Source organism: Halorubrum shenae (assembly GCF_051194165.1).
Lineage (GTDB): Archaea > Halobacteriota > Halobacteria > Halobacteriales > Haloferacaceae > Halorubrum.
In genome coordinates this window covers 187,705-213,837 of sequence record NZ_JBLZNI010000001.1, presented here as the reverse complement: position 1 = coordinate 213,837, position 26,133 = coordinate 187,705, and the positions used below count along the sequence as shown (strand labels likewise).

The 26,133-nt window shown below is 66.0% G+C and carries 32 protein-coding genes and 1 tRNA gene; 18 read left to right on the top strand and 15 right to left on the bottom strand.

Annotation, left to right across the window (positions count from 1 at the left end):
- Positions 1-133: 133 nt before the first annotated feature.
- On the top strand, positions 134-1,255 hold the full coding sequence (locus ACNS88_RS01065) for a CobW family GTP-binding protein (protein WP_435093052.1): 1,122 nt from the start codon (positions 134-136) through the stop codon (positions 1,253-1,255).
- A 10-nt stretch (positions 1,256-1,265) separates the two neighbouring features.
- Here the strand turns inward: ACNS88_RS01065 and ACNS88_RS01060 are convergent, their stop codons facing one another.
- Positions 1,266-1,418, bottom strand: a complete 153-nt coding sequence (locus tag ACNS88_RS01060) for a hypothetical protein (protein ID WP_004046465.1) — start codon at positions 1,416-1,418, stop codon at positions 1,266-1,268.
- Positions 1,419-1,557: 139 nt separating this feature from the next.
- Here ACNS88_RS01060 and ACNS88_RS01055 point away from each other — a divergent pair, with 139 nt between their 5' ends.
- Positions 1,558-1,725: a hypothetical protein gene (locus ACNS88_RS01055; protein WP_435093050.1), complete on the top strand. Its 168-nt coding sequence runs from the start codon at positions 1,558-1,560 to the stop codon at positions 1,723-1,725.
- A gap of 55 nt (positions 1,726-1,780) precedes the next feature.
- Here ACNS88_RS01055 and ACNS88_RS01050 read toward each other — a convergent pair whose 3' ends face one another.
- Positions 1,781-2,950: a glutathione-independent formaldehyde dehydrogenase gene (locus ACNS88_RS01050; protein WP_435093048.1), complete on the bottom strand. Its 1,170-nt coding sequence runs from the start codon at positions 2,948-2,950 to the stop codon at positions 1,781-1,783.
- A 236-nt stretch (positions 2,951-3,186) separates the two neighbouring features.
- On the opposite strand from ACNS88_RS01050, the gene ACNS88_RS01045 reads away from it, so the two are divergent.
- Positions 3,187-3,504 carry a DUF5785 family protein gene (locus tag ACNS88_RS01045; protein ID WP_435093046.1) on the top strand — a complete coding sequence of 106 codons (318 nt, stop codon included), beginning with the start codon at positions 3,187-3,189 and terminating at the stop codon, positions 3,502-3,504.
- 15 nt (positions 3,505-3,519) lie between these two features.
- On the opposite strand, the gene ACNS88_RS01040 is transcribed toward ACNS88_RS01045, so the two are convergent.
- A complete protein-coding gene (locus ACNS88_RS01040; protein WP_435093044.1) occupies positions 3,520-4,947 on the bottom strand; it encodes a bifunctional metallophosphatase/5'-nucleotidase in 1,428 nt (475 codons plus the stop codon).
- A gap of 329 nt (positions 4,948-5,276) precedes the next feature.
- On the opposite strand from ACNS88_RS01040, the gene rpl7ae reads away from it, so the two are divergent.
- Genes rpl7ae through ndk form a run of 4 tightly spaced genes read left to right on the top strand, consistent with a single transcriptional unit; the run spans position 5,277 to position 6,542 of the window.
- A complete protein-coding gene (gene rpl7ae / locus ACNS88_RS01035; RefSeq protein ID WP_435093042.1) occupies positions 5,277-5,639 on the top strand; it encodes a 50S ribosomal protein L7Ae in 363 nt (120 codons plus the stop codon).
- A 6-nt stretch (positions 5,640-5,645) separates the two neighbouring features.
- Positions 5,646-5,870: a 30S ribosomal protein S28e gene (locus ACNS88_RS01030; protein ID WP_418286293.1), complete on the top strand. Its 225-nt coding sequence runs from the start codon at positions 5,646-5,648 to the stop codon at positions 5,868-5,870.
- A gap of 3 nt (positions 5,871-5,873) precedes the next feature.
- Positions 5,874-6,062 (top strand): 50S ribosomal protein L24e, encoded by a 189-nt coding sequence (locus tag ACNS88_RS01025; RefSeq protein WP_435093040.1) that lies wholly within the window; start codon positions 5,874-5,876, stop codon positions 6,060-6,062.
- Positions 6,063-6,542 carry a nucleoside-diphosphate kinase gene (gene ndk / locus ACNS88_RS01020; protein ID WP_435093039.1) on the top strand — a complete coding sequence of 160 codons (480 nt, stop codon included), beginning with the start codon at positions 6,063-6,065 and terminating at the stop codon, positions 6,540-6,542.
- A 158-nt stretch (positions 6,543-6,700) separates the two neighbouring features.
- Here the strand turns inward: ndk and ACNS88_RS01015 are convergent, their stop codons facing one another.
- From ACNS88_RS01015 to ACNS88_RS01005, 3 genes are all read right to left on the bottom strand, one after another.
- Positions 6,701-7,927 (bottom strand): outer membrane protein assembly factor BamB family protein, encoded by a 1,227-nt coding sequence (locus tag ACNS88_RS01015; RefSeq protein WP_435093037.1) that lies wholly within the window; start codon positions 7,925-7,927, stop codon positions 6,701-6,703.
- Between the two features lie 54 nt (positions 7,928-7,981).
- Positions 7,982-8,686: a carbonic anhydrase gene (locus ACNS88_RS01010; protein WP_435093035.1), complete on the bottom strand. Its 705-nt coding sequence runs from the start codon at positions 8,684-8,686 to the stop codon at positions 7,982-7,984.
- A gap of 85 nt (positions 8,687-8,771) precedes the next feature.
- Positions 8,772-8,906 (bottom strand): hypothetical protein, encoded by a 135-nt coding sequence (locus tag ACNS88_RS01005; RefSeq protein WP_435093033.1) that lies wholly within the window; start codon positions 8,904-8,906, stop codon positions 8,772-8,774.
- Positions 8,907-9,053: 147 nt separating this feature from the next.
- Here ACNS88_RS01005 and ACNS88_RS01000 point away from each other — a divergent pair, with 147 nt between their 5' ends.
- A complete protein-coding gene (locus ACNS88_RS01000) occupies positions 9,054-9,338 on the top strand; it encodes a translation initiation factor eIF-1A (RefSeq protein ID WP_435093032.1) in 285 nt (94 codons plus the stop codon).
- 135 nt (positions 9,339-9,473) lie between these two features.
- Here ACNS88_RS01000 and ACNS88_RS00995 read toward each other — a convergent pair whose 3' ends face one another.
- On the bottom strand, positions 9,474-10,616 hold the full coding sequence (locus ACNS88_RS00995) for a thiolase family protein (RefSeq protein ID WP_435093030.1): 1,143 nt from the start codon (positions 10,614-10,616) through the stop codon (positions 9,474-9,476).
- Between the two features lie 70 nt (positions 10,617-10,686).
- Positions 10,687-12,252 (bottom strand): 2,3-bisphosphoglycerate-independent phosphoglycerate mutase, encoded by a 1,566-nt coding sequence (gpmI, locus tag ACNS88_RS00990; protein ID WP_435093028.1) that lies wholly within the window; start codon positions 12,250-12,252, stop codon positions 10,687-10,689.
- Between the two features lie 140 nt (positions 12,253-12,392).
- Here gpmI and ACNS88_RS00985 point away from each other — a divergent pair, with 140 nt between their 5' ends.
- From ACNS88_RS00985 to ACNS88_RS00970, 4 genes are all read left to right on the top strand, one after another.
- Positions 12,393-13,064, top strand: coding sequence for an ArsR/SmtB family transcription factor (locus ACNS88_RS00985; RefSeq protein WP_435093026.1), 672 nt, complete (start codon positions 12,393-12,395; stop codon positions 13,062-13,064).
- 106 nt (positions 13,065-13,170) lie between these two features.
- Positions 13,171-14,091: a DMT family transporter gene (locus ACNS88_RS00980; protein ID WP_435093024.1), complete on the top strand. Its 921-nt coding sequence runs from the start codon at positions 13,171-13,173 to the stop codon at positions 14,089-14,091.
- Between the two features lie 72 nt (positions 14,092-14,163).
- Positions 14,164-14,757 carry a GNAT family N-acetyltransferase gene (locus ACNS88_RS00975; protein ID WP_435093022.1) on the top strand — a complete coding sequence of 198 codons (594 nt, stop codon included), beginning with the start codon at positions 14,164-14,166 and terminating at the stop codon, positions 14,755-14,757.
- A gap of 108 nt (positions 14,758-14,865) precedes the next feature.
- On the top strand, positions 14,866-15,438 hold the full coding sequence (locus ACNS88_RS00970) for a DUF7978 family protein (RefSeq protein ID WP_435093020.1): 573 nt from the start codon (positions 14,866-14,868) through the stop codon (positions 15,436-15,438).
- A gap of 46 nt (positions 15,439-15,484) precedes the next feature.
- On the opposite strand, the gene ACNS88_RS00965 is transcribed toward ACNS88_RS00970, so the two are convergent.
- Together ACNS88_RS00965 and ACNS88_RS00960 are read right to left on the bottom strand one after the other, a co-directional pair.
- Positions 15,485-15,937, bottom strand: a complete 453-nt coding sequence (locus tag ACNS88_RS00965; RefSeq protein ID WP_435093018.1) for an RNA-binding domain-containing protein — start codon at positions 15,935-15,937, stop codon at positions 15,485-15,487.
- Positions 15,934-16,548, bottom strand: coding sequence for an AAA family ATPase (locus ACNS88_RS00960; RefSeq protein ID WP_435093016.1), 615 nt, complete (start codon positions 16,546-16,548; stop codon positions 15,934-15,936). Before ACNS88_RS00960 ends, ACNS88_RS00965 begins: the two co-directional genes overlap by 4 nt.
- Positions 16,549-16,659: 111 nt before the next feature.
- Here ACNS88_RS00960 and ACNS88_RS00955 point away from each other — a divergent pair.
- A tRNA-Arg gene (locus ACNS88_RS00955) sits at positions 16,660-16,734 on the top strand.
- A 304-nt stretch (positions 16,735-17,038) separates the two neighbouring features.
- Positions 17,039-17,470: a lasso peptide biosynthesis B2 protein gene (locus tag ACNS88_RS00950; RefSeq protein WP_435093014.1), complete on the top strand. Its 432-nt coding sequence runs from the start codon at positions 17,039-17,041 to the stop codon at positions 17,468-17,470.
- 34 nt (positions 17,471-17,504) lie between these two features.
- On the opposite strand, the gene ACNS88_RS00945 is transcribed toward ACNS88_RS00950, so the two are convergent.
- A complete protein-coding gene (locus ACNS88_RS00945) occupies positions 17,505-19,241 on the bottom strand; it encodes an ABC transporter ATP-binding protein (protein ID WP_435093012.1) in 1,737 nt (578 codons plus the stop codon).
- A gap of 225 nt (positions 19,242-19,466) precedes the next feature.
- Between ACNS88_RS00945 and ACNS88_RS00940 the strand changes: the two genes are divergently transcribed.
- From ACNS88_RS00940 to ACNS88_RS00925, 4 genes are all read left to right on the top strand, one after another.
- Complete coding sequence (locus ACNS88_RS00940) at positions 19,467-19,736, top strand: PqqD family peptide modification chaperone (protein ID WP_435093010.1); 270 nt, start codon at positions 19,467-19,469, stop codon at positions 19,734-19,736.
- A gap of 151 nt (positions 19,737-19,887) precedes the next feature.
- Entirely contained in the window at positions 19,888-20,016 is a 129-nt protein-coding gene (locus tag ACNS88_RS00935) for a hypothetical protein (RefSeq protein WP_435093008.1), read from the top strand.
- 277 nt (positions 20,017-20,293) lie between these two features.
- Positions 20,294-21,208 carry a hypothetical protein gene (locus tag ACNS88_RS00930; protein WP_435093007.1) on the top strand — a complete coding sequence of 305 codons (915 nt, stop codon included), beginning with the start codon at positions 20,294-20,296 and terminating at the stop codon, positions 21,206-21,208.
- Entirely contained in the window at positions 21,202-22,386 is a 1,185-nt protein-coding gene (locus tag ACNS88_RS00925) for a nucleotidyltransferase domain-containing protein (RefSeq protein WP_435093005.1), read from the top strand. Before ACNS88_RS00930 ends, ACNS88_RS00925 begins: the two co-directional genes overlap by 7 nt.
- Before the next feature lie 51 nt (positions 22,387-22,437).
- Here ACNS88_RS00925 and moaA read toward each other — a convergent pair whose 3' ends face one another.
- The 4 genes from moaA to ACNS88_RS00905 form a co-directional block, all read right to left on the bottom strand.
- Complete coding sequence (gene moaA, locus ACNS88_RS00920) at positions 22,438-23,442, bottom strand: GTP 3',8-cyclase MoaA (protein WP_435093003.1); 1,005 nt, start codon at positions 23,440-23,442, stop codon at positions 22,438-22,440.
- A 72-nt stretch (positions 23,443-23,514) separates the two neighbouring features.
- Positions 23,515-24,267: an amino acid ABC transporter ATP-binding protein gene (locus tag ACNS88_RS00915; protein WP_435093001.1), complete on the bottom strand. Its 753-nt coding sequence runs from the start codon at positions 24,265-24,267 to the stop codon at positions 23,515-23,517.
- A complete protein-coding gene (locus tag ACNS88_RS00910; protein ID WP_435092999.1) occupies positions 24,267-24,989 on the bottom strand; it encodes an ABC transporter permease in 723 nt (240 codons plus the stop codon). The genes ACNS88_RS00915 and ACNS88_RS00910 overlap by 1 nt, the downstream gene beginning before the upstream one ends.
- Positions 24,986-25,945, bottom strand: coding sequence for an ABC transporter substrate-binding protein (locus tag ACNS88_RS00905; RefSeq protein WP_435092998.1), 960 nt, complete (start codon positions 25,943-25,945; stop codon positions 24,986-24,988). Before ACNS88_RS00905 ends, ACNS88_RS00910 begins: the two co-directional genes overlap by 4 nt.
- Positions 25,946-26,133 lie beyond the last annotated feature (188 nt).

Here is a 26,133-nt window from a genome sequence, read left to right as displayed (position 1 = left end):
AAACGCATATTGTATTACGTTTACCTTCTTAGCGATTGGCGGATAGCTCACTTGACCTCCTCCCACGCTCGAAGACCCGAGAAACGTTCCGATCGATCGTTTCATACGAATAGCACGTCTCTCAGTGACACACATGAGCGACGATCGAATCCCCGTGACCGTTCTCAGCGGATACCTCGGCGCCGGGAAGACGACGATGGTGAATCACCTGCTCGCGAACCCCGGCGACAGGCGGATCGCCGTCATCCTGAACGACATGGGCGAGGTGAACGTCGACGCGGAGCTCGTCGCGCGCGAGAACGAGGAGGAAGGGATCGTCGACCTCTCGAACGGCTGTATCTGCTGTCGGCTCCAAGACGACCTGCTGAGCGAGGCCGCGACGCTCGCAGAATCGCGCGAGTTCGACTATCTCCTCGTGGAGTCGTCGGGTATCTCCGAGCCGATTCCGATCGCGCGGGCGTTCACCGAAGGCACCGAGGACTCCGACGTCGACCCGACCGAGCGCTTCCGGCTCGACACGATGGTAACCGTCCTCGACACCTACGGCTTCTGGAAGGAGTTCGACGCGGGCGAGAACCTCCCGGGAGACGGAGAGCCGGCAGCCGACCGCCCCCTCGCGGACGTGCTCGTCGAGGGGATCGAGTTCTGCGACGTGCTCGTGATGAACAAGACGGACATGGTCCCCGACGACGTGCTCGACGAGATCGAGTCGGTCGCCGAGCGGCTCGGCCCGCGAGCGATGCGGCTTCGGACGAGCCACTCAGAGGTCGACCCCGACGAGGTACTCGACACCGGGCGGTTTGACTTCGAGACGGCCGCACAGTCACCGGGGTGGAAGCGCGCGATCGCCGAGAGCGAGGGCGACGGCGACTCCGAGGGAGGCGACGATCACCACGACCACAGCCACGCCGAGGGGGCCGCCGCGGCCCACGGCGTCGACTCGTTCGTCTACCGCTCCGACGAGGCCCTCGCACCGGAGCCGTTCGCGGACTGGCTCGACGACTGGGACGGCGCCATCGTGCGGGCGAAGGGCGTCGCGAACGTCGCGGGCACCGACGAGGTCATCGGCGTGAGTCAGGCCGGCCCCTCGGTGCAGGCGGGTCCGATCGGCGAGTGGGGCCCCGACGACGACCGCCGCACGCGGCTCGTGTTCATCGGCAGCGAGATGGACGAGGCGCGGATCCGGCGAGAACTCGACAAGTTGGCGGCGTCGAGCCCCGAGGCGGTCGAGAGCGCGGACGCGTTTCCGATCTGAGGGCGGCGACTCAGATCCCCAGTTCGGCCTGGAGGTCGTCCCAGTCCTCGTGGAACCCGTGGGTGGACTCGGTCTCGGCGCCGACCGCCGACTGGTAGACGTCGTCGTACTTCAACAGCTCCCCCCAACCGTCGTGGAACGCCCAGTTGCAGTACTTACACATACGGGTCGTAACGCGTGGAACCGACATACCGGTTTCGCCGATCTGGGCGGAGGGAACACGCCTCTCGAACCCCGACAGAGTGAACCCCGCTCGTGACGTACGGTACCTATCAACGCGGATCGTCCGCGACGAGACACTCATGGTTACCTACAGGCGCGGCGGACACGTTCAGGGAAGCGACGAGGCGGTCGAGCGCGGCTGCGATCACTGCGATTGGCACTGCGTCGCCGACGGCTACCCGGAACTGATCGGGCAGTACCAGTCGCATCTCCGGGACGAGCACCCGAAGGCGTGGCTCCGAGCCTGACAGTCGTCGGGCCTTAAAAAAGCGGAACGGCGACGGCGGGGCTTCGATCCGGTGTTCAGGGCTCGAGCAGGACCTTCGTGACGCCCTCCTCGCGGGCGTCGAACGCCTCGTACATCTCCGGCGCCTCGTCGAGGTTGACGCGGTGCGAGACGACCCAGCTCGGGTCGGCGCGCCCCTCGATGATCATGTCGCGGAGGTACCGATTGTACGACTTCACGTTACACTGCCCCGTGCCGCACTTGAGTCCCTTCTCGAAGAACTTCCCGAAGTCGATCCCGAGCCGCCCTTGCGCGGCCATGTCGTCGGGCGCGCCCGGGTCCTCCGGCACGTACAGGCCGGGAATGCCGAGCTCGCCGGTGGGTCGGACCACGCGAATGAGATTGTTGATCACGACCGCCGGGTTCTCCTTGGCCGGCTGGTAGGAGTAGTCCTCCGTATCGGTGTCGACGTCGTCGGGGTCGGTCGCCTGATACCCGACCGCGTCGACGCCCTTGTCGACCATCCCGCCGTGTTCCTCGATGATCTGATCGACCGGGTCACCCTCGGAGAAGTCGATGGCGGTGGCGTCGCAGTGTTCCTCGGCCAACTCCAGTCGGCTTGGCACCTGGTCAACGACGTAGATATCGGCGGCGCCCTTGATCTTCGCGCTGTAGGCAGCCATCAGCCCGACCGGGCCGGCCCCGAAGATGGCGACCGACTCGCCGGGCTGGAGGTTCGCCAGCTCCGTGCCGTGCCAGCCGGTCGGGAAGATGTCCGCGAGCAGCGAGAACGCGTCCTCGTGTTCGCGCCCTTCGGGCAGTTTCAGGGCGTTGTGGTCGGCGTAGGGGACGCGCAGTTTCTCGGCCTGTCCGCCCTTATACGGCCCCATGGCGACGTAGCCGTACGCGCCGCCCGCGAAGCCGGGGTTGACGTTGGTACAGAAGCCGGTGTATCCCTCCTCGCAGTTCTGACAGAATCCGCAGGAGACGTTGAACGGCAGGACGATGCGGTCGCCCTCCTCCAGCGTCGAGACTGCCTCCCCCACCTCAGAGACGGTCCCCATGTTCTCGTGGCCGAACACGATTCCCTCCTCGGCCGAGGTCCGCCCCTCGTACATGTGCAGGTCGGACCCGCAGATACACGAGGTCGTGATGTCGATGACGACGTCGTTCGGGTGCTCGATCTCCGGTTCGTCTACGTCTTCGATGGCCACGTCGTACGGGCCTTGGTATACAACTGCTCTCATGTGTGATCCATGTACAAGATTTTCGCACAGTATTCTAAATGTTTTTACCTTATGTTATATAGTTAATAAATTGAGTTACAATTTAATTACATTTCAGCGTGGCCAAGCGGTCTCGTCGGGAACGATATCGGAGCAGGACGGAACCGCCGGACCGGTCGTCGAGACGGTCACGAGACGAGGCGGGAGCGGTCGGGATTTCCGTAATGACTATGCCCGGCCCCGATGAACCCTGAAACATGGATTGGCCACACGACCCCGACGGCGAGCAGGGGAGCGAGGGCATGCGGCAGTACGGACACGCGGTACTCGCGAAGAAGATCGACGAGGGGGAGGACTTCCCGCTGTCGGCGGCCGACTACGTCGAGCAGTACGGCGACCACCCGATCCGGATCGATTTCGAGACGGTCGTCTCCGTCGAGGAGATCTTCGAGAACGTCGAGAAAGAGGAGTTCGCGGACTTCGTCGAGTTCCACCAGGAACTCGGACGCGTGATGCGCGAAAACGGCTACTGGTTCTACGAGGGCGCCGAGCAGTTCATCGACAGGGGCGCGTAGGCGGTTTCTGGCTTCTTATCGACTCTCGCCGGCGATCGCTTCGCGGTTCCGGATCTCGATCCGGCCTTCGATCTGCGGATCGATCCCGTGTTCGCGGGCGTAGCCGGCGAGCACCTCGTACTGGATGTCGGCCTCGTCGACCCGGTGACGCTGCGCGAGCGTCGGGAACTCGTGGTCGGAGTGGAGCAGGTATTCCGAGACGGCGACGGTGTAGCGCCCCTCGGGATCGATCGGCTCGCCCCCGACGGTGGCCTCCAAGAGGAGCTCGGCGTCGGCGTCCCAGACGACCCGGGCGTTCGAGACGTGACCGTGCCACCAGGCGTCCTCGCCGAAGTCCACGTCGGGCGCGGCCATCTCGCGGAGCACGTCGCGCAGTTCCGCACCGGTGACGGACGCGAGCGCCACGGGCTCCTCGAACGGGATCAGGCTGATCAGGTCGGCCTTGGTCACGTCGCCGGCCCAGGGGTCGCCCTGCCGGAGCCCGCCCGCGTTCGACAGCCCCACGTCGGCGTTGAGCGCCCAGCGGAACGCGTCCGCGGCGAAGTTCCCGACTCGACACTCCCCGCCGTGGACGACCTCGCCGGTCCGCGCTATCGGCTCGTCGACGCTGTCGACGACCTCGTCGAGGTCGGCCGCGGCCATCCGCTCTTCGAGGGCCGCTTCGAGCCCGGCGGCCGGCTCGGCGCCGTCAGGCTCGTGGAGGGTCGCGGTGGGGACAGAGCGTTCGCCACCGTCTCCCGCCCCGCCGAGGTCGACCTCGACGACGCGCTCGCCGTTGACTCCAGGGCGGACCAGCAGGGTGTCGGCCACCCGTTCGTTGCGCGGGCTGTGGATGTGGCCGCCGAGGATCACGTCCACGTCGAGCTCGCGGGCGAGGTCGTCGTCGCCCGCGCCGAGGTGCGAGAGCACGACGGCGTGGTCCAATTCGTCGCCGCGATCGGCGGCCTCGACACGCATCTCCGCGAACGCGTCCCGCGCCGCGGCGACCGGATCGTCGAACGTGAGGTCGGTCGCCATCGGATTCAGCGAGTGGGTCGCGGGGTCGGTGACGCCGACGAACCCGACGGTCGCGCCGTCGACCCGACGGATCGTCCACGGAACGACGCCCTCGTCGCGGCCGAAGGGGTCGCCGTTTTCGTCGCGGACGTTCGCGGAGACGAACGTCGCGGTCGCGTCGGCGACGAGCTCGCGAAGGGGGTCCGGGCCGTAGTCGAACTCGTGGTTGCCGAACGTGTCGAGAAGGGTATCGGTCGCGGCGTAGAAGTCGAGGACTTGCCGGCCGGTCGCGACCAGCGAGAGGACGCCCGGCGCGGTCGTGTCGCCGGTGGCGACGACGGCGGCGTCAGGGCCGGAGAGGCCACGGATTCGACCGGCGAGGCGGGCCGCCCGCTCGGGTACGTCGTACACGTTCTCGATGTCGGAATAGTGAACGAGACGGACCATTCGATGTGAAAACGGAGGAGCGAGCGACTCTTAAAAAGCGCGGAGTCGGAGCGACGGTCAGCGGCGAGAGACGGCGCTCGGGAGCGAGAGACCGCGATTGACGGCGAGAGACGACAGGGTCGTATCGCCGGCTGGTTCGGTGGCGGGGCATCGAGGGACGGCGAGACACCTGTGATCCCCGCTCGCACACGCGCAGGACATTGAAAGCGCTTTTATGGGTGTCCGGATTACTTCGTGCTACAGCCTCTGTGGGGTTGATGATGTGCCGTTCCGATAGGGACCGACCACGGGACGGACACGCGAGCCCGCACGGAGGATAGGAGAAACATATGCCCGTTTACGTAGACTACGAAACCCCAGCCGACCTCGCCGAGCGATCGCTTGAGGCGCTCGAGGTCGCCCGAGACACCGGTACCGTGAAGAAAGGAACCAACGAGACCACGAAGGCCGTCGAGCGCGGTAACGCCGACCTCGTCATCGTCGCCGAAGACGTCTCGCCCGAAGAGATTGTGATGCACCTCCCCGAGCTTGCGGAGGAGAAGGGCATCCCGGTCGTCTTCGTCGACACGCAGGATGATGTGGGCCACGCCGCCGGCCTCGAAGTCGGCTCGGCCGCCGCCGCCGTCGTCGACGCCGGCGACGCCGACGACGACGTCGAGGACATCGGCGAGAAGGTCGCGGAGCTCCGATAACCACCCATGAGCGCAGAAGAGGGCATCGGCGACTCGACGACCGCGGAGGTCATCGAGGTCGTCGGCAAGACCGGGATGCACGGCGAGGCCATGCAGGTCAAGTGCCGCATCCAGGAAGGATCGAACCAGGGCCGGATTATCACCCGGAACGTCCTGGGCCCCGTCCGCATGGGCGACGTGCTCCAGCTCCGGGAGACCCAGCGCGACGCCGACTCCATCGGAGGGCGATAACCAATGGTCGAGACACGAACCTGTGACTACACCGGCGAGGAGATCGAGCCCGGCACGGGCACGATGTACGTCAAGAAGAACGGACAGATCCTCCACTTCGTCGACTCGAAGGCCGAGAAGAACTACCTCCTCGGCCGCGAGGCGCGCGACCTCGAGTGGACCGAGGAAGGGCGCAACCAAGGTGGCGAGTAGATGAGCCACCACGACGAGCGCACCTTCGTGATGGTGAAGCCGGACGGCGTCCAGCGCGGCCTCATCGGGGAGATCGTCTCCCGCTTCGAGGAGCGCGGCCTGAAGCTCGTCGGCGGCAAGTTCATGCAGATCGACGAGGACCTCGCTCACGACCACTACGGCGAACACGAGGACAAGCCGTTCTTCGACGGCCTCGTCGAGTTCATCACCTCCGGCCCCGTCTTCGCGATGGTGTGGGAGGGCGCGGACGCGACCCGACAGGTCCGCGCGATGGTCGGCGAGACCGACCCCGCCGAGTCCGCCCCGGGCACGATCCGCGGCGACTACGGCTTAGACCTCGGCCAGAACGTGATCCACGCGTCGGACCACGAGGACGAAGGCGCTAACGAACGCGAGATCGACCTGTTCTTCGACGAGGACGAACTCGTCGACTACGGCCTCGACACCGCCGCGTGGGTGTACGAGGACGAGCAGCACTGAACGGCGGCTATCTTCCGTTTTTCAGACGCTACCCGCCCGCGAGCGGTAGCTATTCCGACACACCTCGTTTCCGGTGAAATCACCGCGGAAAGTCGGTGACTGCGACGCGGATGACACGCAATCCAACTGATAAACCCGCCCAGAGCGATATCGCCGGCTCAGTCGGACAGCGCCACGATCCGACCGCTCTCTGTGACCACGAGTACCTCCGCGCTCCCGTCGCCGGTCACGTCCGCAAACAGCGGCCCCGCGTAGACGACGGCGCCACCGACGGTACCCCGGGCGATCGCCTCGCCGTTCTGGTTCAGCGCGAGCACGCCCCCGTTTCGGTTCACTACGACCGGGCCCGGGGTGCCGTCGCCGTCGACGTCGGCGACGCCGGGAGCGTTCACCCGGGTATCGCCGCCGTACTGCTGTTTCCAGACGACCTCGCCGTCGAGCAGATCGACCGCCCAGACGCTGCCGCTCCCGCCGACGTAGACGCGACCGGGGTCTGCGTCGCCGACGGTGACGGGAAGGTCCTGTAAGCCGACTTCGTACCGGCTCTCGCCGTCCGCGACGTCGATCGTCTCCAGGTTGCCGTTCGCGCCGCCGAGCGCCAGCACCGGGCCGCTCCGGGTGTCGGCCGCGTTCCAGCTCAGGGGCGTGACCGACGGGGTCGTCGTCCACTGGGCCTCGCCGGTCGCGCCGAGCAGGGTTATCGAGCGCTCGCCGTCGACCGCGGTCGCGACCGCGAGTCCACGAGCGATGTCGCCCTCGGAGTCGTCGAAGTCGATGGCCAGAGGGCGTCGTTCTACCGGCGCGTCGAGATCGGTCTCGAACACCGGTTCGCCCGCGGCGTCGACGGCGCGGACCGTTCCGTCGGTCGTGACCGCGGCGATCTCGGCGTCGCCGTCACCGTCGAGGTCGCCGATCGCGGGGGGGAATCCGCCCGGCCTGCCGAGATCGACGGCAAATCGCTCGCTGCCGTCGGTCGGGTCGAGCACGACGAGCGAGCCCGACTCGGTCGTGAACGCGACGACCTCGTCCCCACCGAGCTCGCCGGTGACCAGCGCGCTCGTCGCGGGGGGATCGGTGCCGTCGCCGTCGTCGGCAGTGTCGCTCCCGCCGACCGCCCTTCTCCACTCCACGCCGCCGCCCGCCTCGGTGGCGCGTATCGTTCGAGTTCCGTCCTCGACCGTCGGCTGGAGGACGAGCGGGTCGCCGTCCATGGTGGCGACGACCGCGCCGCTGCCGTCGTCGCCGGCGACGGGCTCGGACTCCCAGACGACTTCGGCGTCGATCGTGGCGTCGTCGACGCCGACAAATGCAAAGAGCGCGACGCCGACGCCGGTTGCGCCGCCGGCGAACAAAATCAGGCTCGCGAACAGAACGCGGCGGTCCATTACCGTGTGGTTCGGTCGGCGACGTGATACGGCTGTCGGCTGCGGGAGGGGTGGCTACAACAGCGTGCCGACGCGGTCCGCGTGTGCCGACCCCACCAGGTCTCGGAGCGTGTCGATATCGCGCTCACCGTCGACGTTCACGAGGTACACCGCGCCGTCCGGCCCCCCGTACGCGCCGTGGAAATCGTAGACGAAGCCGTACACGTCGGCGTCGGCGGCCGTCTCGGTCTCGCGAGCGATCGCCACCTGCTCGTGGACGTTGTACTCGACGAGGCGGTTCCGGACGCTGGGGCCGTCCCCGTCGGTTCGATCCCCGTCCTCGTCACCGTCGAGCGCGTCGAGGCCCGCCTCGACGATCGGAACGAGGTCAGCCACGTCGGCCCTGACGCCGGGTTCCGCGGGGAGATCGCCGGTCCGGACCGCAGAGAGGGCCGCGCCGACCGCGCCGCACCCGGTGTGTCCGACGACCGCGAGCGCGTCCGTGCCGGTGTACGCGAGCGGGTAGGCGACGCTGCCGTCGAGCGTGCGCTCGCCGTCGACGCCGTCGCTCACGCGGTTGCCGATGTTGCCGGCGGTGAACAGAAATCCCGGCCGATCGACCGCCCACATCCCCTCCTGGGACACGCGAGAGTCCGAACAGCAGACGGAGACGACCGGGGGGCGCTGGCCGTCGCGGTGGGCGGCGAGGTCGGCGGCGGCCGCGGAAGCGACGTGCTCGTCGTTGCGGTCGAGAAGCTCGGCCAGGAGGTCTCGGCTCATACCCGTCGACCCGCCCCCGTTCTTAAAAAGGAGACGGACGGGGCGAGATTAGGGACAGAACGCCGGTCGATCTGGTGAATAACGCTCACGCGACGAGGCCGACGAGCTGCACGAGGAATCCGAGAACGAAGACGGCGAGGAGAACGATCGTCGCCACTACCACCGCGGGCGAAAGCATCTCGTCGTCCTGATCGAGCACGAGCGACTCCATATCTTTCATGCGACACGCGTCGTTGCGACGGGATTTGAACGCTTCGCTCGCCGAGTCAGACGATTCGCACAGATGTTGTCTACTGGTAACGACTCGCACGAGACACGCGCACACGCATCTCCCATCACTTATACGGACGACGGTCGTAACATGTGTATGAGCGAAGAATCCGGGCGCCGGAACCTCCGAATGCCCTCGGACGACGAAGTGTTCGCCGTGGTGACGGAACACCTCGGCGGAAACCACGTGCGACTGCGCTGCGTTGACGGTGAGACGCGAATGGGCCGGATCCCCGGCCGCATGAAGTACCGAACCTGGATCAGCGAGGGCGACGTGGTCCTCGCGGAGCCGTGGGCGTGGCAGGACGAGAAGGCGAACGTCGAGTGGCGGTACGACGACGACGACGCGGACCAGCTCCGGCGCGAAGGCCACATTCAATAACGCCGCGACGCGGCATCACAGAGCGACAGCACAGTACAGACCGCGAGATACTTTTAAACAGACCAATTGACTGCGTCGGCTATCTATGACTAGCGGCGACGACAGTCGATCGGCGTAACCGACGATTCCCGCCCGCTATCGGCTGAACTCGATCGCCGCGCCCTGACCGAAGCCGACGCAGAGCGTCGCAAGCCCGCGGTCGGCGTCGCGCTTCTGCATCTCGTGGATCAGGGTGACGGGGAGCCGCGCGCCGGACGCGCCGAGCGGGTGGCCGAGGGCGATGGCGCCGCCGTTGACGTTGTACTGCTCCTCGTCGATGCCGAGTTCGCGCCGGGAGTACTCACACTGGGAGGCGAACGCCTCGTTGAGCTCCACGAGGTCGTAGTCGTCGATGGTCCGGCCGGCACGGTCGAGCAGGCCTCGCGTCGCGGGCACCGGACCGATTCCCATCACGGTCGGGTCGACGCCGGCGACGTTGTTCGTGCCGACCTCAGCGAGCACGTCGAGCCCGTGGTCCTCCGCGAACGCCTTGCTCGTGACGAGCGTCAGCGACGCGCCGTCGGAGATCTGCGAGGAGTTCCCCGCGGTCACCGTACCGTCTCCCGTGAAGGCGGGCGAGAGGCCGGAGAGCTTCTCGGCGGTCGTGTCCGGGCGGATCCCCTCGTCTTCCTCGACGAGTCCGTTATCAGTCTCGACGGGGACGATCTCGTCGTCGAAGCGACCCGACTCGGTCGCTTCCGCGGCGCGCTGGTGGCTCCGGGCGGCGTACTCGTCTTGTGCCTCGCGGCTCACGTCGTGTTCCTCGGCGACCTTCTCGGCGGTCATCCCCATCTGGAGCTGGAAGATGTTGTACTGCTCCGACAGCTTGGGGTGGAGGTGTTCGTAGGAGTCGCCGTCCATGGGGACGCGGCTCATGTTCTCGACGCCGCCGGCGATGATGCAGTCGCGGTTCCCGGCCGCGATCGCGTCCGACGCCGAGATGACCGCCTGCATCGAGGAGGCGCACCAGCGATTGATCGAGGTGGCGGGTACCGACTCGCCGAGGTCGGAGAGGAGCGCGATGACGCGCGCGACGTTGTTGTCCTGCTCGGTGCGCTGCTGGGCGACGCCCCACATCAGGTCGTCGACGTGGTCGCTCGTCAGCCCCGTCTCCGCGAGCGTGTGGTCGATGAGGCGCGTCGAGAGGTCCTCGCTGCGGACGTCCGCGTAGACGCCCCCGTCGCGTCCCTGGGGCGTTCGATGAGCGGCGGCGATGACCGGAGTGGTTTCGTCTGTCATGAACGATCAGTAGCTGTTCGGGTACTTAAAACGGCGTGGAACACGAGGAAATCCGACCGAAGTTCACCGTTTATCGGGTTTCTGTCAGGAGGTTCTCACCGGTCATCTCGTCGGGCCGATCGATCCCGATCAGGTCCACGAGCGTCGGGGCGATGTCACAGAGCGAGCCGCCCTCCCGGACCTCGTGTCCCCCGTCGTCGCCGTCGGGGGTCAGGTAAACGAGCGGAACCGGGTTGAACGTGTGAGCGGTGTGGGGGTCTTCGAGGGTGCCCATGTCGTCAGCGTTGCCGTGGTCGGCCGTCACGACCACGTGGCCGCCCGCGTCGGCGACCGCGTTGAGGAGCCGATCGAGCTGCGCGTCGACCGCCTCGACCGCCTCGACTGCGGCGTCGAAGTCGCCCGTGTGGCCCACCATGTCGGGGTTCGCGTAGTTGAGGACCAGCAGGTCGGGGTCGTCCGACTCGATGATCCCGACCGCCTGGTCGGTCACTTCCGGGGCCGACATCTCCGGCTGGAGGTCGTAGGTCGGCACGTCCGGGCTCTCCACGATCTCGCGCAGTTCGCCGGGGAACTTCACCTCGCGGCCACCGTTGAGGAAGTACGTCACGTGGGGGTACTTCTCCGACTCGGCGATCCGGAGCTGGGTCAGGTCGGCGTCGGAGACGACCTCGCCGATGGTGTTCTCGGGCATCTGGGGCGGGAACGCCACCGGGAACTCGAACGTCTCGTCGTACTCGGTCATCGTGGTCATCCGGACCTCCGGCTGGTCGAGGTCGAACGGCCAGTCGGGACGCGTACCGGTAAGCGTCCGGACCAGCTGTCGGGCGCGGTCCGCCCGGAAGTTGAAGAAGACGACTGCGTCTCCGTCATCGAGCGCGGGCCCGTCGGCCACCAGCGTCGGCTGGATGAACTCGTCGGTCTCGCCCCGGGCGTGAGCCTCGGTCGCGGCCTCGACCGCCGTCTCGGCCTCGTGGGGGGCCTCGCGCGCGACGATGGCGTCGTACGCCTTCTTCGTCCGCTCCCAGTTCTCGTCGCGGTCCATCGCGTGGTAGCGGCCCATCACGGTCGCGACGTGACCCGTCCCGCGCTCGTCCGCCTTGGCGGTCACGTCCGCGAGGAACTCGTCGGCGATCTCCGGGGCGGTGTCCCGGCCGTCGGTGAACGCGTGGCTCGTCGCCGGCACCCCGGCGTCGGCGGCGGCGTCGATCAGCGCGAGCAGGTGCTCGACGTCGGAGTGGACGCCGCCGTCCGAGACGAGACCCATGAAGTGGACCCGTCCCCCGGTCGAGTCAACGTGATCGAGCGCGTCCGCGATGGCGTCGTTGTCGGACAGCGATCCCTCCACGAGTGCGTCCGTGATCCGGGTGTACGCCTGTTTGACGACTCGGCCCGCGCCGATGTTCAGGTGACCGACCTCGGAGTTCCCCATCTGGTCCTCCGGGAGCCCCACGCGCCTGCTGTGGACGACGAGCTGTCCGTCCGCCCCACGTTCGGTCGCTGCGTCGAACGCGGGCGTGTCGGCGGCTGCGACCGCGTCGCGACCCGCCGGCCGACCAGAAGGGTCGACCGTCTCTCCGTCGTCGCCCGCTCCGCCACCGAGACCCCATCCGTCGAGAATGATGAGCGCCGTTTCCATATCACCAGTTTACGATGGCAGGGTAACTACTCTTCGCTCCGGCCCACGCTCGGGCGCAACGAGACAATCGCCCGCAAGAGGGCGATCCGTTCGTCTCACGTAAGTCAGCCTTTTGAGTCTCCGACACTAACTATATGTTAATGGACTCCGCGGTACTCCTCGATCTCCTCGGGAACGAGAACCGGCGGCGCATCCTCCGCCTGCTCGCCACCAAACCCTGTTACGTCACGGAGATCTCGGAGTACCTCGACGTGAGCCCGAAGGCGGTTATCGACCACCTGCGGAAGCTGGAAGAGGCCGGTCTCATCGAGTCGACGACGGACGATCAGCGCCGCAAATACTTCCGTATCGCGCGAAGCCTCCGACTGGAAGTAAGCGTCTCCCCGTACGGCTTCGGCGCGAAGAGCGCGTATCCCGCCAAGAACAGCTTCGATATGGCGTCGCGGTGTCAGCATCTCTCGATAGAGATACCCGACGACTCCGGGTCGGCGAGCGATCTGGCCGACCTCGCCGGCGAGTTCGGCCGACTCCAGAACCTCGACCGCGAGCTCTCGCTGGCCCAGCGATGGGTACAGGGCCGCGTAGAGGACACCTTAGCGGAGATCGACGAGCGGCTCGGCACCGAGTCGGACAGTCGCTTTTTCGCGGCGGTCCTCGCCGCGCTGGTCGAGACCGAGGGCACCCCGGCGGCCGTCGCCGACGAGGTCGGTGCCCGCGAAGAGACGGTCGCAGACGCCCTCCGACGGCTCGCCGATGTGGGTGTCATCGCCCGCGACGGCTCCGCAGATGTGGCTCGCTACCGGATCCACTAGCAGTCGGCGGTTGCCCCCGAAGCGAGACCGTCCGACCCGACCACGGCTCCCTGCACGTCCGGCCGCTTTCGGAACCTTTTGGCGCGCTCCCGGGAGAGGTCGGTGCGTGAGCCGAACACGGAACCTCGGGTTATTCCTCGTCCTCGCTGCGGTGTGGGGGTCGGCGTTTATGGCGATCAACGCCGGACTGGCGTACTTTCCTCCCGTACTGTTCGCCGCGTTCCGCTTCGACGTCGCGGGCGTCGTCATGCTCGCGTACGCGGTGTACGTCATCGACGACCCGATCCCAAGGGGGCGCGACGAGTGGACTACCGTCGCCGTCGGCGCGACGCTGATCATCACCGCCTACCACGCGTTCCTCTTTATCGGTGAGAGCGATCCGGCCGTGACGAGTGCGGTCGCCGCCGTTATCGTCAGCCTCTCGCCCGTCCTGACGACCGTCTTCGCGCGGGCGTTCCTTCCCTCGGAGCGGCTGACGCTCGTCGGCGTGATCGGACTGCTGGTCGGGCTCGTCGGAGCGGTCGTGCTGGCCGCGCCGGACCCGAGCAACCTCGCCGGCGGGGGGACGGTCCCGAAGCTGCTCGTGTTGCTGGCGGCGTCGTCGTTCGCGCTCGGCTCGGTGCTGACGCAGGCGTCCGACAACGAGCTCCCGATCGAGACCATGGAGGCGTGGTCGATGCTGCTGGGCGCTCTCCTGATGCATCTGCTATCGCTCGCGCTCGGCGAGTCGATCGCCGACGTGACGTGGACCGCCGAGGCGGTCCTCGCGCTCGGGTACCTCTCGGTCGTCGCCAGCGGGCTCGGCTTCCTCATCTACTTCGACCTGCTCGACCGGCTCGGCCCGATCGAGATCAACCTCGTCTCGTACGTCGCACCGGTGTTCGCCGCGATCGCGGGGTGGCTGTTCTTGAGCGAGGGGATCGCCCCCAACACCGTCGCCGGCTTCCTGATCATCTGCGTCGGCTTCGTGCTGGTGAAGCGGACGGCGTTCAGGGAGGCGCTCCGCGAGTACGGCGTAATCGGGTGAGACAGTCACAAGGCACGTCAACAAGGCACACGCTCGGCGTGGTTTTTATAGGCATCCGTGAGACGAGCGGGTATGTTCCCCGAGACGATCGAAACGGATCGGCTCCGATTAGAGCCTCGGTGGCCCGAGAACGTCGACCTCGACGACTGCTACCGCATCTGCTCGTCCGATCCCGGGATCGACGATGTGACCGAGTACGTGACGTGGGACCCCCACGAGACGAAAAAGGAGACCCTTGAGTTCCTCGAGCGTGGCCGCGAGCGCTGGGAGGACGGCGAGGCGGCGGGCTACGTCATTCGCCCCCGCGAGGGAGAGGACGGAGCGGGCGAGATCGCCGGCTTCGGCGGCCTCTCCGTCGACTGGGAAAAGCGGACCGCGGTCCTCGGCACGTGGCTCCGCAAGCGGTTCTGGGGCCGCGGCTACTCGGGCGAGCGCGCCGCGGCGCTCGTCGAGGTCGCCTTCGCGGACCTCGATCTCGACCTCGTCGCGGTGAGTCACCTCCCCGAAAACGAGCAGTCACGCCGGGCGATCGAGAAGTATATCGACCGACTCGGCGGCCGCCGCGAGGGACTGTTGCGGAACCACGTGACCTTCATGGACGGGAGCGTCCACGACGAGGTCCGGTACTCGATCTCACAGGACGAGTGGCGCGAGGCGACTCGATAGTCGAAAATAGGCGAGAACGGCCGAGACCAGACCGAGTAGTCGAACAAGTTCGGCGCTCGGTGGACCGAGTCAACAAACACTTACGAACGCCGAAACGATTCCGGGCACATGTCTGTCCCCGAGCGGTCGAACCGAACGAGCAGAATCGTCGGCGGTGCGGCGGGCGGCGCCGTCGCGTACGTTCTCGGCTATCTGGTCGTGTACGTGACACAGAGCACTCGGATCGAGGAGGAACTGTCTGGGATCAACTTCTTCGCCGATCTGTTCGGCGGCGACCCGATCGCGACGTGGCAGGCCGTCGGCTGGCTGTTTTACAACGCCCACTTTGTCGATATCGACTCCCCGTCGCTCATCGGCGGAGCGCAGTCGACGAACCTCATCACGCAGGCAGACGGCGGGTCGCTGCTCTTCGTCCTCCCGCCGCTTCTGCTCTTCGTCGCCGGTGTCGTCGCAGCCCGATCCGCCGGCGCGTCCAAGCCTGCCGAGGGGGCGCAGGCCGGTGCGTTCGTCCTCGCCGGGTACCTCCCGCTCGCGGTGGTCGGGGCGTTCCTGTTCCGGTACGCCGCCGGCGCCGGGACCGTGGCGCCCGACCTCGTCACTGCCGTGCTGCTCGCGGGCGCCGTCTACCCGGCCGCGTTCGGCGCGATCGGCGGGGCCGCCTCGTCCCTGCTGAGCGACTGAGTCGGCGAGCGGCCACCCCGTCCCGGTGGCGCGCCTCGGAGGATTCTCAGTAGTCGATGTCCTCGGGGTCGATCCGGTCGCCGTACTCTCGAGCGGGATCGACGGGGCGCCCCTCGTCCGTCTCGGGCGCGACGTAGTCGATGAACGCCTCGACGTCCGGCTCCCGGACGCGGACCTCGACGTTGATCTCACCGACTTCGTCCGGCTCGCCGACCGCGAAGTTGACGACGCCCTCGAACGCCGCCTGCTTTTTCAGCGAGAAGTCGAACCCCTCGTCGGTGCTGTTCCGCAGGAACACCCGCCGGGCCGTGTCGAGGATCTCCTGTTCGTGGAGCACGTCGGAGAAGGCGTCGAGGGTGTGCGCCTCGGCGACCAACATTCCGTCCTCGTGGATCGGCTCCGCGTCCGGGAACACGTTCCGGACCGCGTCGGCGACTCGGTCGGTCACCTCCGTGTCGCGGACCGGGGCCTCGATGCGCACGTCGACGCTGTAGATCACGAGCCGTCACCTCCGGCGTTCGCGGTCGCGGGGTCTGCGTTGGGATCGGAGTTGTTCTCGGTGTCTCCAACACCGAGTACCGCTCGAACGTCGCTCCGAAACGCCGCCAGCGTCCCGGTGTTGTCGATCTCCACGTCGGCCCGTTCGAGAGTCTCGCCGAGTCCGAGGTCGATCTCGCGGGCGTCGCGCTCGCGGAGAGCTTCCAGATCGGAGTCGGAGTCGTCGCGACCGCGCTCGTCGAGGCGTTCGGCGCGGAGCTCGAAGGGGGCGCGGACCGCCACCAGCGTGAAGTCGTCCCCGAACGCCTCTCTGAAGCGCTCCAGTTCGACGGTCGAGCGCAGGCCGTCGACGAGCACGGTGTCGCCCTCGCCGTCGGCCGCCGCCTCCCGGATCGGCGGGAGCGTCCGGGCGGCGATCGCGTCGTCACCCTCCTCCTCGCGGAGGGTGCCGGCCATTCGCCCGTGGTGTTCGGCCGGGTCGAGCCCGCGTCGGCGGCACTCGGCGCGGATCACGTCGCCCATGACGACGACCGGGATCCCCGCCTCTTCAGCCACGTTCGCCGCCTCCCCCTTCCCGCTGCCGGGGAGGCCGACGGTTCCGATAACGTTCATTGACGGCGAGTAGTCTCGTGTCGGACTTAGGTCTGCTGTTGGGATGCGCTGCCGTCGACGTCGGCGCGAACCGTCGGCGTTTTTTATACGAGGCGGTTGAGGTGAGAGTGAGGGCACATAGCTCAGCCCGGATAGAGCGTCGGACTTCTAATCCGACGGTCGTGGGTTCGAATCCCACTGTGCCCGTACAGCGAGGAGCGCAGCGACGAGCGAACCGGCACGCAGGGGATTCGAACCCTATCAGTCGCGCGCAGCGAGCGGGACGAGGTGCGAGCGAAGCGAGTACCTCGGCGAGCGAGCACGTCTGATTTCGGTTCGAATCCCACTGTGCCCGTACGCGAACCCGCAGCCACTCACCTGTCCGTTCACAGTCGCCGATAAATCCGAGTATAACTAATAGCGAACTGACGGTGATTTCACACCATGTCTGGGTGTGAGAGGGCGTGTCTCGCGGGAGGAGCCGGGAACTACGAAGTGACCACGAGGAGCGATGCTCACCGCGCTGCGTAAGGTCGCCTCCCTGTCTTGGGGGGAGCGACAGCTGCTTGCCACGACGACGGTCATGCTGGTCGTGAGCCGGTCGCTGTTGACGATCGTCGGCTTGGACAGGACCCACCGAGCGCTCGACCTGCTCGTTCGCGTTCTCCCGCCCTACGTGAAGATTCGGGACCCGGATCAGGTACCGTGGGCGGTGAACGTCGTCGACGCCTTTCTTCCGATATATGTCTCCTGTCTCATGCGGGCAGTCGTCGGCGAGCGGCTGTTCGCGGCGAACGGCTACCGAACCGAAGTCCATCTCGGCGTCGCGAAGGACGACGTGTTCGAAGCCCACGCGTGGGTGGAGCGTGACGGCGAGATCGTGATCGGCAAAATCGACGGATACAGTCGGTTTCGCCCGCTCGATGTCTACTGTTGGAAGTGAGGACAGGGCCCAGTCGCTCGGCCCCCGGTGGACCTCAGGCGTGTTCAATGCTACCGTCCTGTATCGAGTGGAGGTGAGCGTATTTCCCGTCGTTGCGGATCAGTTCGCGGTGGCTCCCGGACTCTGTGATCCGACCGTTTTCGACCGTGTATATGTGATCTGCGGCGCGAACCGTCGAGAGGCGGTGAGCGATGGCGACTACCGTCCGGTCGTCTCCGAGACGCTCTATCGTCTGATGGATGCGTCGTTCGAGATTCGAGTCGAGGTCGCTCGTCGCCTCGTCGAGGATCAACAGCTCGGCGTCGCTCAGTAGTGCGCGCGCGAGTGCGACTCGCTGCCGTTGTCCACCGGAGAGCTTCACGCCGTCGTCGCCGAGGGCAGTCTCGTAGCCGTTCGGCAACTCGTCGAGGAAGTGCGTGATCTGCGCGATCTCCGAGACGCGGTGGAGTTCGCGGTCAGAAACATCCCGACCGGTCGTGAGGTTGTACCGGAGCGTGTCGTTGAAGATGTGGGGATCCTGACGCACCATCGCGACGTCGGTGCGCCATTCGCGGAGATCGAACTCGTCGATCGGCGTGCCGTTAGCTCGGAGCTCGCCGCTGGTCGGCTCGTAGATGCGGGCCAAAAGCGAGACGATCGTCGATTTTCCCGCGCCGGACTGGCCCACGATCCCGACGAACTCCCCGCGACCGATCCGGAGAGAGACGTCGGAGAGTACCGTCTCGTCTGCGCCGTCGTAGGCGAACGACACCTCGTCGAACTCGACTTTCTCGATGCGGTCCGGAACAGCTCTCGTTCCGCCGTCCGGTTCCTGATTGTTCGCCAGTCGGTCGACGAACCGGTGCGTTCGGACGAGATGCGGGAGGTTCCCCTCGATGCCGTACACCATCGAGTTCAGGCTGCTGATCCGCGGGCCGAGACGGAACATGGCGAACAGGAACACGCCGAGCGCCGAGATAGACAGCGCGAGATACGAGATCGCGACGTAGATCAACCCGAAGAGGACGATAGCAACGCTGAGTTCGTAGAAGCTGCTGATCGCGATCTGGTTCCGGTACAGCCCGATTCTGGAGTTCGTGTACTGATCGATGGTGTCCCGAAACTCCGAGAGCAGATGGTCGCTCATCCCGAACAGCTTGATGTCGCGGATCCCCTGTGTCCCGGCCTGAACGTTCTCTTGAACCTGCTCGTTCGCGGTCGCCACTCTGTCACCGACGGTGTATCCCGGTTCGATCACGTGCCGAATGAGATACGTCAACCCGCCGAAAACCGCCGTCGACACGATCGTGAGTACGGGGGCGATATAAAGGGCGATCGACGCGTACATCAGACACAACAACGTCTGCTGGACGAGGGAGAGGAGCTGCTTGATGGCGCCACTGGCGTACTGGGTCTGTGTGATGATCGCGTTCAGAATGTCGTCGGACCCCTCGTTATCGTAGTACGAGATCGTCGCGCTCAGCGCGAGTTCGTAGGCGTGCGTTCGGAGATACCGTTCGTACTCGATAGTGAGCATTGACGAAAGCCACTTCGCGAGAAACGACACGGAGTAGCGAACGACCATGACTGACGCGAGCCCGCCGATCAGAAATTCGAGCGTGAAGGGCAGTCCGAGCGTGAGATACGCTTGAAGGAACAACCCCGAGACCCCGTCGGCGCTCTGCGCTGCGTCTCCGCCGGTCTGTGCGGCCTCGATGATCGGGAACAGGAACGTGAGCCCGATTCCTTCCAAAAGCGTCGCAACGAGACTCAACACGAGGACGGATCCCATAAATAACGGCCGGTGACGAGCGACCTGCTTGAGAGAGTCCAGCTTTTCGGCCGTTGAGATGTCCGGCTCCGCCATATGGTACCGCCTCACGCCTTTGCAGATTAGTTATACAGTGGGTAGACCTACGCGATCTGATCGTGTGCACACGGCGTCTCGTACCGAAGCCGTCGCAACCGGTGACTAACTATTCCCCACCCGGACGGACGGCGACGTATGACAGTTGATATGACAACGACCGTTACCGCGAGCGACCATCCGACTACGAACACCGTCGACGGCGAGCTGGTGCTTCTCAACAGGGAAACCCGAATGTATCAGGGACTCACGGGGGTCGGCCCCCGCGTGTGGGAACTTATCCAAGAGCCGACGACGGTTCAGCGCGTCGTAGAGACGATCGCGGACGAGTACGACGTGGCAGACGAGTCCTGTGAGGACGACGTGCTCACGTTCGTGGGAACGATGGCCGACGAGAAACTCGTCGAGATCGATCCGTGAGCTAGAGGCGAGTGCCGAGAGACGCCGGCAGACAGTCTGCCTGAACAGTACGTGTAGAGTGAAAATCGTGTGTAAATGACTGTCTATCGATGAGAACAGTTCAGAAATATAAGTATAACAATACGCGTTCTCTCGGGAGTACTAACTGGGTATGAGACCCATGAAAGACTACGCGGAACCGACGGTCGAAACGTACGGAAGCGTCGAAGAGCTCTCTGAGACGAACAATGACGGCGGCTACGGCGGCGATGGTGGCGGCGAACCAGAGTGGTTCCAATAGTTACGAGACGAGCCTAACGCGGTGATCCACGAGGCGGGGGCTCCAGTGGAGTCTCGGATCCCGTTCGAGATCGGATCGTTTCACGGAACACCGTTTTTTGCCAGTATCCAGTGTTACGCCAGTCTCGAGTGCGGCTCTGGAGTCCGATACTGCGAGTTATACAGCGCATAGAAATACGCGATCCTCCAATAGACGAGAGTATGTGCGTTGACGCCACCGGCGAGTGGATCGAGACCGTGAGACCAATCGGGCGGGATGCGGCCAGCGGGTGTTCCGCGTGAAAGCGACGTCGGAGCCGTCGTACTCCGCGTTCGGACTAACGGTGCGCTCGGATCTCGACCTTCCGGAACTCCCACGGCAGGACGGACCGGCGAACGAGCCGACGGACGTGACGGTCACCGTCGGAGGCGTCAACCGTCCGGGACTCGCGGCGGCCACCAACGGGACTGTAGAACACGCCGGACCGACGGAGTACTACCTGACCTACGAGCTCGTCGACGTCGCGGTTCGAGACGGACGCGAGATCGTCGTCGATCCGAAGGGCGACGTACCGCGCGAAATTCTCAGGCACGTCGTCCTCGGACCGGCGTTCAATCACCTGCTCCACCAGCGCGGCCACTTCGTCTTGCACGCGAGCGTCGTCGAGGTCGACGGCACCGCGGTCGCCTTTCTGGGCGACTCCGGACAGGGGAAGACAACAACCGCGATGGCGTTCCTGCTGGAGGGCCATCGCGTGCTGAGCGACGACGTGGCGACGATCGTCTCGGGGGACACCGGACCCGCGGTTCGCGGCGGATACCCCGCGATCAAGCTTGATCCTGCGGTCGTCGAGCGCTTCGACGTTCCGGTCGGCGAGCCGCAGGGAATCAGCGACGCGAGGGAGCGACACTTCTACCCGCTCCCGTACGAGCAGCCGTCCGAGCCGGTCTCGCTCGCCCGGGTGTACGTGCTCGAGGACGCCAATCGCTTGGAAATCACGGGAATGAGACCCAAAACGGGAATTATGAAACTGATCGAGAACACCTACACGACCGGGTTGCTCAGCGACGATGCGACCGCGGTTTCGAACTTTGACCGGTGTGCGGACCTTGCGTCAGCAGTTCCTGTCAAACATCTCCGGCGACCGCGCGATCTCAACGGGTTATCGCGGCTCGTCAATCAAGTGATCGACGACCTCGACGCACCATGCTGACCGACGCGTCTCCGGAGTTCGAACTCCTCGTTCGGTGTGTTCGCCACGACGGAGTAGAGGCTGACGACCGGCTCAACGCGGTATTGGACCGCAATCCCGACTGGGAGCGGGTGCTCGAGTTGAGCCGGCGACACGGCGTCACACCGCTTCTGAATCGAGGGGTGCGAGAACTCGAGTCGTCTGACGGCGCGGTCGACGTGCCGGACCGCGTTCGGTCGGCACTGACCGAGCGGACCAGATCGACCGCGATGCGCAACGTCCGATTGGCGACGGAGCTGCACGAACTCATGGGCGCGTTCGAGGAGCGCGGCGTGCGCGCGCTCCCTTTTAAGGGACCGATGCTCGAGGCGTTCGCATACGGCGAGGTCGGTATGCGAGCGTACCGCGACCTCGATGTGCTCGTCCCTCGCGAGGACGTGACGGACGCCCTCGACGTCCTCGAAGCCCGTGGATACGACTGGACGGACGCACCGAGACTTGACGATTCACCGATCCTCGGAGGACCGTTCACGATGCCGCTGGTGCCCGAGTGCGAACTACAACGCGATCAGGTACGCGTCGAAATTCGCTGGCGGGTAGGCGACCCCGATCAGCCGTTCTCCCCGGACGTGAAGACGCTCTGGGACCGGCGAGAGACGCTCACTGTCGCCGGCTCCGACGTACCCACGCTCACTCCTGAAGATCGTCTTCGCATGCTCGCGTTTCACGGGACCAAACACAAGTGGCACCTGCTGAAGTGGGCATGCGATTTCGCCGCTGCGTTGGAGGCGTCCGACTTGAACTGGCAGCCCGTCTTCGAAGAGACACGACGACACGGCGACGAGAGACGACTGCTTATCGGCATCGCGCTGATCGACCAACTCTTCGAAACGACCGTTTCGGAGCCCGTCCGCGAGCGACTCGCGGACGATCCGCGCGCCAACCGCCTCGCCGCGGCGGCGGTGGAGGAAATGTGTTCGGAGACGACAGGTCGCCCCGAGCGGAGGGATAAGCTCGCCTACACGGCGCGTGCGACCGACTCGATCGGGGACGCCCTCCGAACGGTCCTGTTTCATTCCGGGCTGCATCCGGGGCTCATGGAGTACAGACTGCTACCCCTTCCGGGATACGTTCACCCGATATACTACCTCCTCTTCCCGCTTCGTTACCTCGCCGAACGAACGGGTATCTGGGAGTGAGCTATCCACAATAGATTCTTGACTCTGAGAGGGACGCTAGTTGAGGACGTCTTAGTCCGCCACACTCGGCGTCCCCAAATACTCCTCGTTGATCTCGTACTCGCCGTCGTCGTTCTCGATCAGGTACTCGCCGTAGTAGGGCACCCGATTAGCCACCACCGCCTCGAACGTCTCGGCGATCTCGTCGCGAGTCATCTCGCCCATCGACCGGAGGTCGTCGTTGCGGTTGAGACAACCCTTTAAGTACCCCTCGTGGGTGACGCGGACGCGACCGCAGTTCGCACAGAAGTCCTCGTTCTCGACGGGGTCGACGATCTCGACCATGCCGCCGGTGTCGTCGTCGCTCTCCTCGCCCACGAAGTACCGCTTCCGATCGTGCATCTCGCGGCGCTCGACGCGGTCGGCCTTCTCGGCGAGCCAGTCGTGGACGCGCCCGATGTCGACGTTCCACTCCGGCTTCCCGGTCAGCTCCGGCATGTACTGGATGAGCTGGAGTTGGAGCCCCTCGTTGTCGGCGACGTGCTCGACCATCTCCTCGACGTAGCCCGCGGTGTGCGTGAACACGACCATGTTGAGCTTCACGGGGTCGAGCCCGGCGTCGACGGCGGCCTTGACCCCCTCTAGCACGCGTTCGTAGGCGCCGGATTTGGTCACCTCCGCGAAGTCGTCGGGATCGAGCGCGTCCTGCGAGACGTTCACGCGGTCGAGCCCGGCGGTCTTCAGGTCCGCGGCGCGTCCGGGGAGAAACGTCCCGTTCGTCGTCAGCGACACCTCCATCGAGTCGGGCGTGCGCTCGACGATCTCCTCGAGGTCCTGCCGGAGCATGGGCTCGCCCCCGGTGAACTTCACCGCGTCGACGCCGTACCCCTCGACGACCTCCAAGAAGCGGACCACGTCGTCCGTGCTCATCTCGTCGTCGCTCGGCTCCATCGGCCCTCGCGTGTCACCCAATCCCTCGTTGTGACAGTAGACGCAGTCGAAGTTACACCGGTCGGTGAGCGATATCCGAACTCCCGTCACCTCCCGTCCGAAGTCGTCCGCGAGTGGACCGGTCATGTCCGACCGGAACCGCCGCGTTTGCTTAAATATCTGGGTCGAAAGCAGGCTGACGTAATTGGATGCGGTTACTTAATACACCAACTCGCCCGAGATGAACTTCCGGGTGCGCTCGTCGGACGGGTTCTCGAAGACGCGCTCCGTCGGCCCGACCTCCGTGACCCGGTCGTCGAGCAGGACCGCGACGCGGTCGGCGACGCGTTCCGCCTGATGCATGTCGTGGGTCGCCACGACGACGCCGATGCCCCGAGCGCTGGCCTCGGCGACGGCCGCCTCGATGACGGCGGTGTTCCGCGGGTCGAGGTCCGAGGTTGGCTCGTCGAGCAGGAGGATATCCGGATCGTACGCCAACGCCCGGGCGAACGACACCCGCTGTGCCTCCCCGCCCGACAGCGAGTCGGCGTGTTGGGTCACCTTGTCCACCATCCCGACGACGTCGAGCGACTCACGAACGGCGTCGGGCGTCTCGGCGAGTCCCAGCGCCGCGGCGATCCGGTCGCCCCATGAGCTCCGAACGCGAAGCCCGTATTCGACGTTCCGGCCCACGGACGCGTCGAAGAGGCTCGCCTCCTGAAACACCATCCCGACCCGCCGACGCAGGGCGAGTCGTTCGGACGCCTCGGCGGCCCACGCGTCCGTGCCGCCGAGCGCGACCGTCCCGGCGTCCGGTTCGAGCGAGAGCGCGAGCGTCCGAAGCAGCGTCGTCTTGCCGACGCCGGAGGGACCGATGACGGCGAGGACCTCACCGGAATCCACCTCGACGGAGAGGTGGTCGAACACCCGCTCGCCGCCGAACGACTGGGAGACGCCGGTCGCCCGGAGCATCAGCGGTTCACCCCGCCGTCGCCGAAGTGAACGACCACGGCGTTGACTGTCAACACGAGCGCGACGAGGACCGCGCCGAGGATCATCGCCGTCTCGTACTGCCCCTGCCGCGCCTCCAGTTGGATGGCGGTGGTCAGCGTTCGGGTCTTCGAGATCCCGTCCGCGCTCGTGATGTTGCCGCCGACGATGAGCACGGACCCGACCTCGCTTATCGCCCGGCCGAAGCCGGCGAGGATCGCGGTCGCGATCCCGTACCGCGCCTCTTTTAAAACGACGAGGGTCGCGTCGAGTCGCGTGCCGCCGAGGGTCCGCGCCGCGTCGCGGACGCCGTCGTCGACCCCGGAGACGGCCGCGAGGGTGATGGCCGTGATCGGCGGGGTCGCCAGCACGAACTGGGACAGAATCATCGCCTCTCTGGTGAAGACGAGGTTCAGCGATCCCAGCGGTCCCTGGTTCGAGACGGCGAACAGGACGACGAGACCGACGACCACGCTCGGAAACCCCATCCCGGTGTTGATGACCGACTTCAGGAACCGCTTGCCCGGGAACTCCGAGAAGCCGATCACGACGGCGACCGGAACGCTGAACAGCGTGCTCAGCGCCACGGCAGTGACGCTCACGTACAGCGAGACGGAGATGACGCTCCAGACGTAGCCGTCCCTGAACGGGAGGTCGACGAAGGCGGAGAGCAGCGGGACGGCTGGGTCGACCGGCACGCTCACTCGTCGGACGAGTTGCTACTCCAACCTTCCGGAACGTACTGCTGGAAGTCGGGGTCCTCGGAGACCGCCTCGGGGAAGAACAGCTGTTCGTCGTTCACCTGGTAGTCGCCGATCGCCTCCTGCGTGTCGGGACTCGTGATCCACCCGATGTACGCCATCGCGAGGTCGTAGTTCGCGTTGTCGTGGATCGCGGGGTTGACGGCCATAACCCCGTAGGGGTTCGCGAGGACCTCCGGGCCGTCCCCGATAGGGCCCTGCACGAGGATCGCGAGGTCGACCGCCGAGCGCTGCGAGATGAACGTGCCGCGGTCCGAGAGCGTGTAGGCGCCCTGCTGGGTCGCGACGTTCAGCGCCTCGCCCATCCCGGAGCCGATCTCCTGGTACCAGTCGCCGCCGGGGTCGGTGCCGGCCGCCTCCCAGAGGTTCCGCTCCTTCGTGTGGGTGCCGGAGTTGTCGCCGCGAGAGACGAACGACGCCTCCGCACTCGCGATCGCGGTGAGCGCGTCGGTCGCCGAGCGCATCCCCTGAATCCCCGCCGGGTCGCTCTCGGGCCCGACGATAACGAAGTCGTTGAACATCAGGTCGCGGCGATTGACGCCGTACCCGTTGCGCATGAACTCGTCTTCGAGGCCGCGGGCGTGGACCATCACCACGTCTGCGTCGCCGTCGCGAGCAGCCTGTAGAGCCGCACCCGTCCCCTTGGCGACCGCGTCGACGCTCACGCCGTACAGCGCCTCGAAGTCGCCGTGAATCGCGTCGAGCAGCCCCGTGTCGTAGGTGCTCGTCGTCGTCGTGAGCGTGAGCGTTTCGCCGGCGACCGCGGGCCCGTCGTCGCCGCCACTGTCGCCACCGCCACCGTCGCCACCGCCGCCACCGGCGAGCCGGGCACATCCCGCGGTGCTCGCGGCCGCGCCCGCACCGAGCGCGGTGAGAAACCGACGTCGATGTATCGTCATAGGTACATCGACGGACTGATGCCCGATATAGCTTCTGGCCTCGTGTAACCGTGATCGGTTATCCGAGCGAAACAGCGAGGATAGACGTGCCCGGCAAAACCACAGGACGTGCTCGATCCACCCGTTCGATACCTGCGATCAGACGCCGAGGTAGTCCGGAAGTGGTTACGCTGGCGGAGCGTCGGTCG

Excerpts from the sequence above, each read along its gene's own strand:
- ACNS88_RS01065 (WP_435093052.1), top strand. The coding sequence starts at position 134 with ATGAGCGACGATCGAATCCCCGTGACCGTTCTCAGCGGATACCTCGGC.
- ACNS88_RS01060 (WP_004046465.1), bottom strand. The coding sequence starts at position 1,418 with ATGTGTAAGTACTGCAACTGGGCGTTCCACGACGGTTGGGGGGAGCTG.
- ACNS88_RS01055 (WP_435093050.1), top strand. The coding sequence starts at position 1,558 with ATGGTTACCTACAGGCGCGGCGGACACGTTCAGGGAAGCGACGAGGCG.
- ACNS88_RS01050 (WP_435093048.1), bottom strand. The coding sequence starts at position 2,950 with ATGAGAGCAGTTGTATACCAAGGCCCGTACGACGTGGCCATCGAAGAC.
- ACNS88_RS01045 (WP_435093046.1), top strand. The coding sequence starts at position 3,187 with ATGGATTGGCCACACGACCCCGACGGCGAGCAGGGGAGCGAGGGCATG.
- ACNS88_RS01040 (WP_435093044.1), bottom strand. The coding sequence starts at position 4,947 with ATGGTCCGTCTCGTTCACTATTCCGACATCGAGAACGTGTACGACGTA.
- rpl7ae (WP_435093042.1), top strand. The coding sequence starts at position 5,277 with ATGCCCGTTTACGTAGACTACGAAACCCCAGCCGACCTCGCCGAGCGA.
- ACNS88_RS01030 (WP_418286293.1), top strand. The coding sequence starts at position 5,646 with ATGAGCGCAGAAGAGGGCATCGGCGACTCGACGACCGCGGAGGTCATC.
- ACNS88_RS01025 (WP_435093040.1), top strand. The coding sequence starts at position 5,874 with ATGGTCGAGACACGAACCTGTGACTACACCGGCGAGGAGATCGAGCCC.
- ndk (WP_435093039.1), top strand. The coding sequence starts at position 6,063 with ATGAGCCACCACGACGAGCGCACCTTCGTGATGGTGAAGCCGGACGGC.
- ACNS88_RS01015 (WP_435093037.1), bottom strand. The coding sequence starts at position 7,927 with ATGGACCGCCGCGTTCTGTTCGCGAGCCTGATTTTGTTCGCCGGCGGC.
- ACNS88_RS01010 (WP_435093035.1), bottom strand. The coding sequence starts at position 8,686 with ATGAGCCGAGACCTCCTGGCCGAGCTTCTCGACCGCAACGACGAGCAC.
- ACNS88_RS01005 (WP_435093033.1), bottom strand. The coding sequence starts at position 8,906 with ATGAAAGATATGGAGTCGCTCGTGCTCGATCAGGACGACGAGATGCTT.
- ACNS88_RS01000 (WP_435093032.1), top strand. The coding sequence starts at position 9,054 with ATGAGCGAAGAATCCGGGCGCCGGAACCTCCGAATGCCCTCGGACGAC.
- ACNS88_RS00995 (WP_435093030.1), bottom strand. The coding sequence starts at position 10,616 with ATGACAGACGAAACCACTCCGGTCATCGCCGCCGCTCATCGAACGCCC.
- gpmI (WP_435093028.1), bottom strand. The coding sequence starts at position 12,252 with ATGGAAACGGCGCTCATCATTCTCGACGGATGGGGTCTCGGTGGCGGA.
- ACNS88_RS00985 (WP_435093026.1), top strand. The coding sequence starts at position 12,393 with ATGGACTCCGCGGTACTCCTCGATCTCCTCGGGAACGAGAACCGGCGG.
- ACNS88_RS00975 (WP_435093022.1), top strand. The coding sequence starts at position 14,164 with ATGTTCCCCGAGACGATCGAAACGGATCGGCTCCGATTAGAGCCTCGG.
- ACNS88_RS00970 (WP_435093020.1), top strand. The coding sequence starts at position 14,866 with ATGTCTGTCCCCGAGCGGTCGAACCGAACGAGCAGAATCGTCGGCGGT.
- ACNS88_RS00960 (WP_435093016.1), bottom strand. The coding sequence starts at position 16,548 with ATGAACGTTATCGGAACCGTCGGCCTCCCCGGCAGCGGGAAGGGGGAG.
- ACNS88_RS00950 (WP_435093014.1), top strand. The coding sequence starts at position 17,039 with ATGCTCACCGCGCTGCGTAAGGTCGCCTCCCTGTCTTGGGGGGAGCGA.
- ACNS88_RS00945 (WP_435093012.1), bottom strand. The coding sequence starts at position 19,241 with ATGGGATCCGTCCTCGTGTTGAGTCTCGTTGCGACGCTTTTGGAAGGA.
- ACNS88_RS00940 (WP_435093010.1), top strand. The coding sequence starts at position 19,467 with ATGACAACGACCGTTACCGCGAGCGACCATCCGACTACGAACACCGTC.
- ACNS88_RS00935 (WP_435093008.1), top strand. The coding sequence starts at position 19,888 with ATGAGACCCATGAAAGACTACGCGGAACCGACGGTCGAAACGTACGGA.
- ACNS88_RS00925 (WP_435093005.1), top strand. The coding sequence starts at position 21,202 with ATGCTGACCGACGCGTCTCCGGAGTTCGAACTCCTCGTTCGGTGTGTT.
- moaA (WP_435093003.1), bottom strand. The coding sequence starts at position 23,442 with ATGACCGGTCCACTCGCGGACGACTTCGGACGGGAGGTGACGGGAGTT.
- ACNS88_RS00915 (WP_435093001.1), bottom strand. The coding sequence starts at position 24,267 with ATGCTCCGGGCGACCGGCGTCTCCCAGTCGTTCGGCGGCGAGCGGGTG.
- ACNS88_RS00905 (WP_435092998.1), bottom strand. The coding sequence starts at position 25,945 with ATGACGATACATCGACGTCGGTTTCTCACCGCGCTCGGTGCGGGCGCG.